General features: G+C 53.9%; 7 protein-coding genes and 2 pseudogenes. 3 read left to right on the forward strand and 6 right to left on the reverse strand.

Going from position 1 to position 9457, the window contains the following annotated elements:
• Positions 1-115 precede the first annotated feature (115 nt).
• The 3 genes from IQ273_RS25460 to IQ273_RS25470 all read right to left on the reverse strand — a co-directional run bounded on the left by IQ273_RS25460 (position 116) and on the right by IQ273_RS25470 (position 3558).
• Entirely contained in the window at positions 116-1036 is a 921-nt protein-coding gene (locus IQ273_RS25460; protein ID WP_194025945.1) for a DUF1350 family protein, read from the reverse strand.
• A gap of 71 nt (positions 1037-1107) precedes the next feature.
• The gene (locus tag IQ273_RS25465; RefSeq protein WP_194025946.1) at positions 1108-1950 is read right to left on the reverse strand and encodes a hypothetical protein; all 843 of its coding nucleotides are present in this window, start codon (positions 1948-1950) and stop codon (positions 1108-1110) included.
• Positions 1951-2352: 402 nt separating this feature from the next.
• The gene (locus IQ273_RS25470) at positions 2353-3558 is read right to left on the reverse strand and encodes a helix-turn-helix domain-containing protein (RefSeq protein WP_228053847.1); all 1206 of its coding nucleotides are present in this window, start codon (positions 3556-3558) and stop codon (positions 2353-2355) included.
• A gap of 450 nt (positions 3559-4008) precedes the next feature.
• On the opposite strand from IQ273_RS25470, the pseudogene IQ273_RS34010 reads away from it, so the two are divergent.
• From IQ273_RS34010 to IQ273_RS25485, 3 genes and pseudogenes are all read left to right on the forward strand, one after another.
• A pseudogene (locus IQ273_RS34010) lies at positions 4009-4135 on the forward strand (tyrosine-type recombinase/integrase); the annotation flags it as partial.
• An 18-nt stretch (positions 4136-4153) separates the two neighbouring features.
• Positions 4154-4360 carry a hypothetical protein gene (locus tag IQ273_RS34015; protein WP_228053850.1) on the forward strand — a complete coding sequence of 69 codons (207 nt, stop codon included), beginning with the start codon at positions 4154-4156 and terminating at the stop codon, positions 4358-4360.
• Positions 4361-4626: 266 nt separating this feature from the next.
• Complete coding sequence (locus IQ273_RS25485; RefSeq protein WP_194025949.1) at positions 4627-6153, forward strand: YifB family Mg chelatase-like AAA ATPase; 1527 nt, start codon at positions 4627-4629, stop codon at positions 6151-6153.
• A 22-nt stretch (positions 6154-6175) separates the two neighbouring features.
• On the opposite strand, the gene IQ273_RS25490 is transcribed toward IQ273_RS25485, so the two are convergent.
• From IQ273_RS25490 to IQ273_RS35985, 3 genes and pseudogenes are all read right to left on the reverse strand, one after another.
• Positions 6176-7927, reverse strand: coding sequence for a cation:proton antiporter (locus tag IQ273_RS25490; RefSeq protein WP_194025950.1), 1752 nt, complete (start codon positions 7925-7927; stop codon positions 6176-6178).
• Positions 7928-8280: 353 nt separating this feature from the next.
• Positions 8281-8982 (reverse strand): Fe-S cluster assembly protein HesB, encoded by a 702-nt coding sequence (gene nth / locus IQ273_RS25495; RefSeq protein ID WP_228053849.1) that lies wholly within the window; start codon positions 8980-8982, stop codon positions 8281-8283.
• A gap of 371 nt (positions 8983-9353) precedes the next feature.
• A pseudogene (locus IQ273_RS35985) lies at positions 9354-9457 on the reverse strand (DDE transposase); the annotation flags it as partial.

Below are 9457 nucleotides of genomic sequence, written 5' to 3' on the forward strand. Positions count from 1 at the left end.
TTTCGTCCTCTCCCAGAGGTCCCAAAAAACCTGCTAAAAAGGAGCCGTTTAATCCGAAGCATCCCCATGTTGCCACCGCTCGGCTCCTCAAGCAAAAGGAGAACAAACGTTCACCTTAACAGGGGTAGGCTTGAGAGGGCAACCAATCCGCTGGTTTTTCAGGCAAAATCTGTTGCAGGCTTTGCAGCAGGCCACAGGTGACGTCGTGCACCTGCCACTGCACCAGAGCCTTGATAAATTTGTCGAGGGGGTTAAAGTCGGCAATGTAGCGACCAATGCGCCAGCCGATGGGCTCCAAATGCTTGCCCGACAATTCTTGAACTGGAGCAGACTTTGTCTGAAGATATTGAGCCAGCCACAGTACGTCGCTAACGCCTGGGTCGAGGTCGCAAAGACTGCCCGCTACGGTATCTCGATCAAACGACATCATGGCTGTCAGGTTAAACAGCGCACTTTGCTGAATCAAATCTAGGGTCTGCTGGCGATCGGGTTGAACGCTGATGTGTAGACGGTTGAGCAATGCCACTAACGATCGAATGGGAATGGCGCTTTCTAAGTCGCTAATGTCGGGTGCCAGCAAGACTGAGCCCTGACTCCAAATCCCTGGGCTGCGGTGGTAGGTGTCTACCAGGTCTTCCGGCAGAGCCGCCGCAACAGCCGCTTCGTCGCCGCTGAGAAGTTCTAGCAGAGCAATGTATTTGCAGCCCAGGCTGTGGCCAAACCACAGGTAGCTTGAAACGTCCCGGTACAGGGCCGAGTCATAGCCTTGGTGCTCGGCTAGCTCTGGTAAAATTTGCCGAAGCTGATGCTGCTCTTCTAGCAAGCTGTAAGCAATTTGCCAATGGCGCAGCGAAAACCGAAAGGGCAGCGCCACCAGGGTGTATCCCTCGCGATACAGCTCCTGGAGTAAATGACGGTAAAACAGCGTGGGGAAGGTGCCAAAAAAAGCGCCACCAATAAACTGAATAACGCCTTTTGGTTTTGGATGCAGGGCCACCCAACTGAAAGAAACGGGCTGAAACGTAGGCTGAATCATAGGGTGCGATCGCAACTCCAAATACGGTGCGTGGGAACTGCGGCAGCAGTTCCCATTGGCTTTAGCGCAGCCTATTGCCGAATCAATTCCATAGCGATCGGAATATCCAGCTTCGAGAGCAGGTCACTGACGTTTTGCAGATTTGCTGCACTGGGTTCAATCTGGCTGATCACCTCCACTAGCGCAGCCGCCCGATCTTCTTCCTCAAGCTCGGCAAAATCGATCGTTGGGCGATCGCGCAGCGGCAGTTGGTCGACCAACTGTGGAATCCGCTCAGTGGGGATGAAGATTGGCCCACCGGGTTCGGGCGCAATCTCGTTGAGGCTTTTGCCGCTGGCCAGTGGCAGCGGGTAGTTAATTTGGTCGAAATCGCCGTCGCCACCGGGGAAATTGTTCGGTAAAAACGTACCGCGAATCTCCGGATTGAGCAGCACTTTAACCGGGCTGTCGCTCTGGGGCACACGCCGAAATATGGGGAAAGGGCGACCCGCATTGCTAAAGACGGCGGGCAGCCGCAGCCGCACAAATCCTCGTACTTCCAAATCAGGGTTGGGATCTGCTAGCAGGGCTGGGGTGAGGTCGGGTAGCAGTTGCAAAGAAGCTGTCTGCTTTGCCCCCAGGCGAAAGCTAGTTGAGAACCGCGTGGTGTTCACCGTGGCACCAGCAGGCGAGAGGGTCAGAGGCTGGTTTGCACCTGCCACATCTACTAAAACGACGGCGTTACCAGCCAGGGTGCGGTCTGGGTCAGGCGGGGTTGGCAGGCTGATGTGAAAGTCTAAGGTATAGAGAAATTCTTTGTCTTCAAGGTTGGAAATGGTCAAGAAGTAACCCTGCACGACTCGGCGAGCCACGGTGGGGGGAGCCGGTGGGGGCGCAATGCGTTTGACCAGCAGTTCAAATGTAGAAATTTCCATTAAAGTCTCCCAACTATTAAGTTCGAATAGCAAAACCAAAGCCAGTCGGGGCGCTGCGCTTGGCCTTTGCTAACGAATCTATTCTGGTCGCAGAGCTTTGCTAACAGCGTCACCCACGCGGGTACTCTTTTGACCTGTGGCTAGTTGGGCGGCTAGATGCGATCGCGCTCAGCCAAATCAATCTAAAGCGCCTGTAAATACCCAGGAACTTCTCGCATATCCAGTTGATTTGAGCTGAGAAACGCTGCTAATCTTCAAGCGCCTATTGGCACGATTATGGGTGAAGCAAGTTAACGGTGAAGCTCAACGGCGGCAAGAAAGCTCTGAGGCACCACCGAGATCTTTCCCCCCGTCCGTTGCAGTGCAGTGTTGGGCGGCTGGAAAAGATGAGTAAGAGCTAAGCTATTTTGTCTGACTACTTATTAAATAAGCAGCAAGCTCCTCAGTGATAACAAAACGGGGAGTGGTATTGTAAGTGATCTCATAAATTAGAGCATAATTCTCCAAGATTCTCATCTTGCTTCTCAACCAAGGGTGATTTTCAAAATAATACTCAAGCACTAAGTTATTAGGGTCTCCGTTATAAGCTGCACCTTTGGGCATGAGAATAAGCTCTCGTGCAAATGGATGTTCAAACAAATCATTTTTTATCTCTGCTAAAAGCTCAGGAATCAACTTCTCAATATCTATAAATACGCTTTCTAGCGGCTTGGATAGAATAAGGCTGGGTTTGGCCGCACTCTCGCGTGAAGTTGCAAGTTGAAACAGAGCTTTATTAATCGATTCAAGTGCTTTTACCATCTTGGCAGGATTATCGTTTCCAATAGAAATTGGTGGAACTGATCCGGTAACTTCAATTTTAGATTTATAGGCGTAAAAATTTCCAGCAAGATCACAATACTCCACTTCAAGATATATATCCTCTCCAAAACGTTCTTCAGCTTTAAAGTAAGTTGTCACATCGAAGAAGAAAGGATTATTTCGATCAATAACTGATATTTGTAGCGGGAAAAGGCTCTCACAATGTTGAATCATCTGAGGGAGAGGTGAGACTACAATTTTGGCATCAACCGCTGGTGAATCAGTAAGTGCAAGAATCCCTAGTTGTATAGCTTCTTCTTTTCCTGGTTTCAGCCGAAATTGATGTGTCAATCGTGGCTTTGAAAAGTGTCTCTTAGCCCAAATAGCATCGACAATAAAATGTTTGGCTTTGACTGTGTGAGCACCTGCTCGAATGTAGTAATGATTATCTGGAGCCATGTGCGGCCCAGCATAACTTTCATGAATACCAACTACTAAAACTGCTGAATCCGACTGGATAGCACCCTGCCCAATTGAGTCGTAGATTAGTTTGATGTCATACCTAGGAACTGGCTCCACTTGATTAATAACTTGATCAGCCCAATCACGTAGATCCTGTTTGCCAACGTTCAGAGATAATCCACCATCTGCTTTTCCATTGGCATCAACGCCAACAATAAAGTATCCACCTCCAGAGTTTGCAAAGCCTGACACTGCACAGCTTAGTTTTTTCTTAAGTGCATCAAATGGAGTACCACTTGATTTAAATTCAAAAACATCATCTTCTGCACTTGGAAGTTGCGTCAAATCAAAAGTCTCTACATTAATCCTTGACATAATTTTGAAGAGGTGTGATCAAACTCAGGGTAGCATCAATAAATGATATTGAGATGACGTAACAATGTGTACCAGTGGACAAGCTTCATGCTACTTCCTCAACCGATATCCTAAATAGCCCAACTATTTATTAAGCGCCAGATCTGCTAGACAAAATCCTCCTGTCTTTCCTGCATTATCCAGCATATCTACAGGACAATGCCCAGGTTTTAAGGAATTAAATAGAATATTTGCTGGATAAACCCGAGGTTTCGGAGTGTTATCCGGCAGATCTGATGGTCAATCCTGGAGATTGGGATGCTTATCCATCAAAAGTGCTGGATAACACCACACCCTTCAGTTTGGGGTTATTCAGTATCTACCTATGTCACTATCTCAACCGCCACGCTTGCTCGATCAAGTCAGAGAAGTCATTTGGCCTTGCTCGAAGATGGCTACAACATTCGCACAGTGCAAGAGCTGTTAGGCCACAAAAATGTGAAGACAACCATGATCTACACCCACGTGCTCAATTGGAGGGGACCGAAGTGTCAGGAGTCCGTTAGATATTGGGAGAGGGATCTGGATGAGTTCCCCGTTTTCTTTAGCGAAAACGGGGATCCGTATGTTTTTAGAACCCGCACCAGGGGATGATTCCCCTGCACCGTTCACCCTACCCTTCAACATTGCTCAGGGCAGGCCCACCTACCGGCAAGAAACCCTGCGGCACATTCTGCTGGGCGACTACGGCGCAGTCACCGACGCCATTGGCCAACTCGTGGCGCTGGGCTAAAGCGATAAAGTCGCCTGGTCAGCCCCCATACCCACCGGGCGCAGCGGCGAATACCTCGCTGTAATGACCCGTAGGCGAGGTCTGCGATCGTAGCAAGCCTGCCCAGTGGCATCAGCCCTACGCGGCTTGGATTGCAGTGCACAGACAACGCTTGCTGTGCACTGCGGCACTTTGTTCAAGTCACTCTGCTCTCCATTGCCGATCGCAGCCCTGCCCCTGGGCACCCTAAACCTCGGTATCGGGGCCATCTCAGGGAACAACACAATATGCTGGCAAGGGTTTGGAGCGCGGCGCTGGTGGGCATCGACGCCCTCAAAGTGGGGGTCGAGGTCGATATCTCCGGCGGTTTGCCCGGTGTGGTAGTCGTGGGCCTGCCCGATACCGCCGTGCAGGAGTCGCGCGAGCGGGTCAAGGCCGCGCTCAAGAATGCAGGCTTCCCCTTCCCCATGCGCAAGGTAGTAATCAACCTCACTCCCGCCGACCTGCGCAAAGAAGGCCCCATTTTTGATTTGCCGATTAGCGTTGGCATTCTCGCCGCCTCAGAACAGGTGAATACCGACGCCCTCAACGATCTGCTGTTTTTAGGGGAAGTTTCGTTAGATGGCAGCCTGCGGGCGGTGGCTGGAGTGCTGCCGATCGCAGCCGCAGCGCAAAAACTGGGCATTCGTGGCCTGGTGGTGCCCACCGACAACGGACGCGAGGCGGCGGTGGTACCGGGGCTAACGGTCTACAGCTTCAATCATCTGTCGGAGGTGGCCGATTTCCTCAACAATCCATCGGGGCACAGTCCGGTGGTTGTCGATACTACGCTGGTGATGAATGCTGCCCCCAACGCCCTAAATCTGCGCGATGTGAAAGGTCAGGCCCAGGCGCGGCGGGCGCTGGAAATTGCGGCGGCAGGTGGTCACAATTTGATTTTTGTCGGGCCACCAGGCAGCGGTAAAACCATGCTGGCCCGCCGTTTGCCCTCTATTTTGCCGCCGCTACAGTTTGAAGAAGCGCTGGATGTGACGCAGATTCACTCCGTAGCGGGTCTGCTCAAAGAGAAGGGCACGCTGGTCAATACGCGGCCTTTTCGCAGCCCCCACCATTCGGCCTCGGGGCCATCGCTGGTAGGCGGCGGCAGCTATCCCAAGCCGGGGGAAATTTCGCTGGCCCACCGTGGCATCCTTTTTTTGGATGAATTGACGGAATTTAAGCGCGACGTGCTGGAATATCTGCGTCAGCCCCTCGAAGATGGCTACGTCACCATCACGCGCACCCGGCAGTCGGTGGTGTTCCCGGCCCAGTTTACCCTGGTTGCCAGCACCAACCCTTGCCCCTGCGGGTTCTATGGCGACTCGGTGCAGCCCTGCACCTGTAGCCCCCGCAGCCGCGAAAACTACTGGTCGCGCCTCTCTGGCCCGCTGATGGACCGAATTGATTTGCAGGTGGTGGTCAGCCGCATTAAGCCCGAAGAGATGACCCAGCATCAGCAGGGGGAAGCCTCGGAACCGGTGCGCGATCGCGTGCAAATCGCCCGCCAGCGCGCCCACGATCGCTTTAAACCCGAGCCCAGTCTCCAGTGCAACGCCGACATGCAGAGCCGCCACCTCAAGCAGTGGTGCCCCCTAGATGACGCCAGCAAAACCCTCCTGGAAGGGGCCGTGCGCAAACTGGGGCTGTCGGCCCGCGCTATGGATCGCATTCTTAAGGTCGGTCGCACCATCGCTGACCTCGGGGGAGCCGACGATTTGCAGGCCCACCATATCGCTGAAGCCATTCAGTATCGCACCATCGATCGCATGCAGTGATAGCGGCCCTGGCAGCGGATGCTTACCCCTCGCCGACCTGGGGCACGGGGCGAATGCTGCGGTAGCGATCTTGGCGAATCCAATCTAGCACCGACTGAATTTCGAGTGACTTTTCGCCTAGGGTGTTGAGCAGGTGAGAGCCTAGCTCTAGGGCGGCCTCAAACTCGGGCTGCACCACTTCTCTGGCCCCTAGCTGGGTGAGCACGTCGATCTCTTCGTTGTTGTGTGATCGCGCAATAATATCCAGCTCTGGGGCTTTGGTCAGGGCTCGCTGCAGTAGCAGGCGGGTGGTGGTGGGGTCGGGCAGGGTAATGGCCAGCGCTTTAGCGGATTCTAAGCAGGTTTTTTCGAGCACCAGTTCGCTATCGGCATCGCCATAGACGTAGGGGATTTGCACCAGGGGGGCATGGCGGTTTCGCAGTCGCTGGATGGCGGTTTCGCTGTTTTCGATCACCAGTACTGGGTAGCCCCGGCTCAGCAACACGTTCACGAGTACCTCGCCGACTCGGCCATAGCCTGCCACAATCACGTGATCGCGCAGGTCGGCGGGCACCGATAGCAGCTTGGGTTCTTCGACCTGGTTGAGGTAGTCCTTGAGCACGGGTAGCGCGTGGAGCCAGTCAGACACTCTAGGGGCGAGGTTGATCCACAGGGGGGTGAGCATCAGCGAAATAGCGATCGTGCCCAGCAGCAGCGAGTAGCGCTGCTCGGTAATCAGCCCCAGCTCTAGCCCCATCAGCGCTAGCACAAAGGAAAATTCACCAATTTGGTTGAGCCCAAAGCTAGCTTTTACAGCAGTTTTGAGCGAATAGCCAAAGCCCAGCACAATGGGCAAAATAATTAGCGCCTTGCCCACCATAATCAGCGCCACCAGCTCTAAAATTTTGCCCAGATTATTGATAATTAAATCGGGGTCGATCAGCATGCCGATAGAGGCAAAAAACAGGCAGGCAAAGGTGTCGCGCAGGGGTAAAATTTTGCCCAGAGCCTGGTCGGCGTAGTCGATTTCAGAAATCATCAGGCCAGCGACGAATGCGCCCATGGCGATGGAAAGACCCAGTTTAGAGGTTACCCAGGCCACCCCTAGACAGAGGGCGACTACCGTGAGCAAAAACAGCTCGCTGCTCTCGGTGGCGGCAATGTGCTGAATCAGGCGGGGAACTACCCAGCGGCCCAGGGCGATCGCCCCAGCCAGAAATAGGCCAAACTTGAGCGCCGCGATCGCCAGGGCTGGCCCCAGGGCATCGGGCTGGTTGAGCACCGGCAGCACCGCCAGCATCAGGCCCAGGGCGATATCTTGAGCAATCAGCAGGCCCAGCATGACCTGACCGTGCACGGTGGCAGTTTCGCCGCGATCGGTCAGAGTTTTGAGCACCACCGCTGTAGACGATAGCGACAGCACCAGACCCAAAAAAATGCCTTGCAGCGGAGAATCTGCCGTGCCTGAGAGCAGCGACACCGAACACACCAGCAGCGTGGTCAGCCCAATTTGCAATAGACTGCCCTGGAGCGCGATCGCTCGCACCCGCTTGAGTTCTGTCAGCGAAAACTCGACCCCCAGGGCAAATAGCAAAAAGGCAATGCCCACCTCGGCTAGGGCCTGAATTTGCTCTACATCGGTCTGTAGCCCCAGCCCAAACGGGCCAATGACTAGCCCGGTAATTAGGTAGCCCAACAGCGCTGGCTGCTTGAGTCGATGGGCAATGTATCCGCCAATGGCAGAGCACCCCAGCGCCAGCGTCAAATCAAGGACAAAGTTTGGTTCAGCGGTCATACATGAGCACGGTAGGGCGATAAAGGGCTACAAAGCCCCCCTACGATAGGTTTCAGCGTAGGAGGGCTTTGTTGGCAAACCAGGACGATGTTGGGAGGGAGCCAGAACCGTTACGGTTTGTTCATAACGCTCAGGAAATGCCCGTTATTCCTGTGGAAACGGGAATCTAAAGAAGCTGAATCACTCATTAATTATTGTCGCTTAGGATCAAGAATTAAGTTAGATGGTGTAGCCGTTTCGGCTGTGCTAGTGGGGGGTAGCTCAGCAGGAGGGGCTGTTTTCATCTCTCCTGGATGGGCTGACGGTGGGCAGCCCAGAGGCACATACCACTTTTGAACCCCTGCTAAGGGCAGCTACCTGGCCTGGCCGTAGGGGCACAAACTCAAGACCACACAGCGATCGCAGGCCGGTTTTTGGTAGAAGCAGCATCGCTGCCCGTGCAGCATCATCACTTCGTGGTTGTCGTAAACCTGCTGGGCGTTCCACTCCTCGGGCAAGAGCGCTTCGAGCCGCGCATGGGATGGCCCTACCGCCATGGTTTTAGCAATCAGCCCTAGGCGCTGGGCAACCCGGTGGTGGTGGCTATCGACCGGCAGCGCCCGCCCCCGCAGCTGGCTAAAGCACAGCACCGCCGCGCTGGTCTTGGGGCCAACGCCGGGCAGAGCTTCTAGCCAATCGCGAGCCTGCCTGGTCGGCATATCTTGTAGGAAGTCGAGCGACCATTCGCCGTTGGTTGCCTCCCCAACTAACTGCAACACCTGCTGAATGCGAGGTGCTTTTTGCTCGGGCCAGGTGCAGGGGGCGATCGCGGCCTCAACCGCCGCCGTGGGCGCATCTCGCACCGCTGCCCAGGTCGGAAACTGAGCCACCAACTGCTTAAAAGCGCGCCCCGAATCGCGGTTTTTGGTGCGGTGAGACAGCAGCGATGAAATTAATTCGCTCAGTGGGTCGAGCGTATGAAAGTAAGGAATCGGACAGCCATATTCGGCACAGAGTCGATCGTGAATGGCGATCGCTTTTTGCTGCAAATCTAAGTTAATCGGTTGGCTCACCAAAGCTCTGGCCCTGTTCTCTTTAGTCAGCAGTCTAACGACTTGGGGACAAGGGCAGGCTTTACCTTTGGAGAGAGCTAAATGGCCGAAAGCACCCCGATCGCAGTCGTTCGCGGAGCGTTTTCTTTTAGGTATAGCCATAGTCACGTTGGTTAGGACATCCAGAAACCCTATGAACGTTCAAACGTTTGAACGTTCATAGGAGACCTGTCTTAACCAGACTGACCACAGCTATAGGAAGCGGACGGCTATACAAGCGATCGCTTCCCCATCTAGCGCCATACTCCCTCATTGGAAAGAGGTTGCCCTGCTCTCGGTTCTTTAGGATGCGAGTAAAGGCAAAGAATACAAGGCTCAATACGGATTTTGGGGAGCTAGTTCAACAAGGTCTCCAATAGGTTGCCCAGCAGTGCCTTTCCTCGCTTACGGGCATTGTGTACGAACTCAAAGAACCCCAGATAAAGCGGCAGTTTCTCCT

This window comes from Nodosilinea sp. LEGE 07298, assembly GCF_015207265.1.
Lineage (GTDB): Bacteria > Cyanobacteriota > Cyanobacteriia > Phormidesmidales > Phormidesmidaceae > Nodosilinea.

Bases quoted from the DNA above. Each gene is read 5' to 3' on its own strand.
- IQ273_RS25460 (WP_194025945.1), bottom strand. From the start codon at position 1,036: ATGATTCAGCCTACGTTTCAGCCCGTTTCTTTCAGTTGGGTGGCCCTG.
- IQ273_RS25490 (WP_194025950.1), bottom strand. From the start codon at position 7,927: ATGACCGCTGAACCAAACTTTGTCCTTGATTTGACGCTGGCGCTGGGG.
- IQ273_RS25485 (WP_194025949.1), top strand. From the start codon at position 4,627: ATGCTGGCAAGGGTTTGGAGCGCGGCGCTGGTGGGCATCGACGCCCTC.
- IQ273_RS25465 (WP_194025946.1), bottom strand. From the start codon at position 1,950: ATGGAAATTTCTACATTTGAACTGCTGGTCAAACGCATTGCGCCCCCA.
- IQ273_RS34015 (WP_228053850.1), top strand. From the start codon at position 4,154: ATGAGTTCCCCGTTTTCTTTAGCGAAAACGGGGATCCGTATGTTTTTA.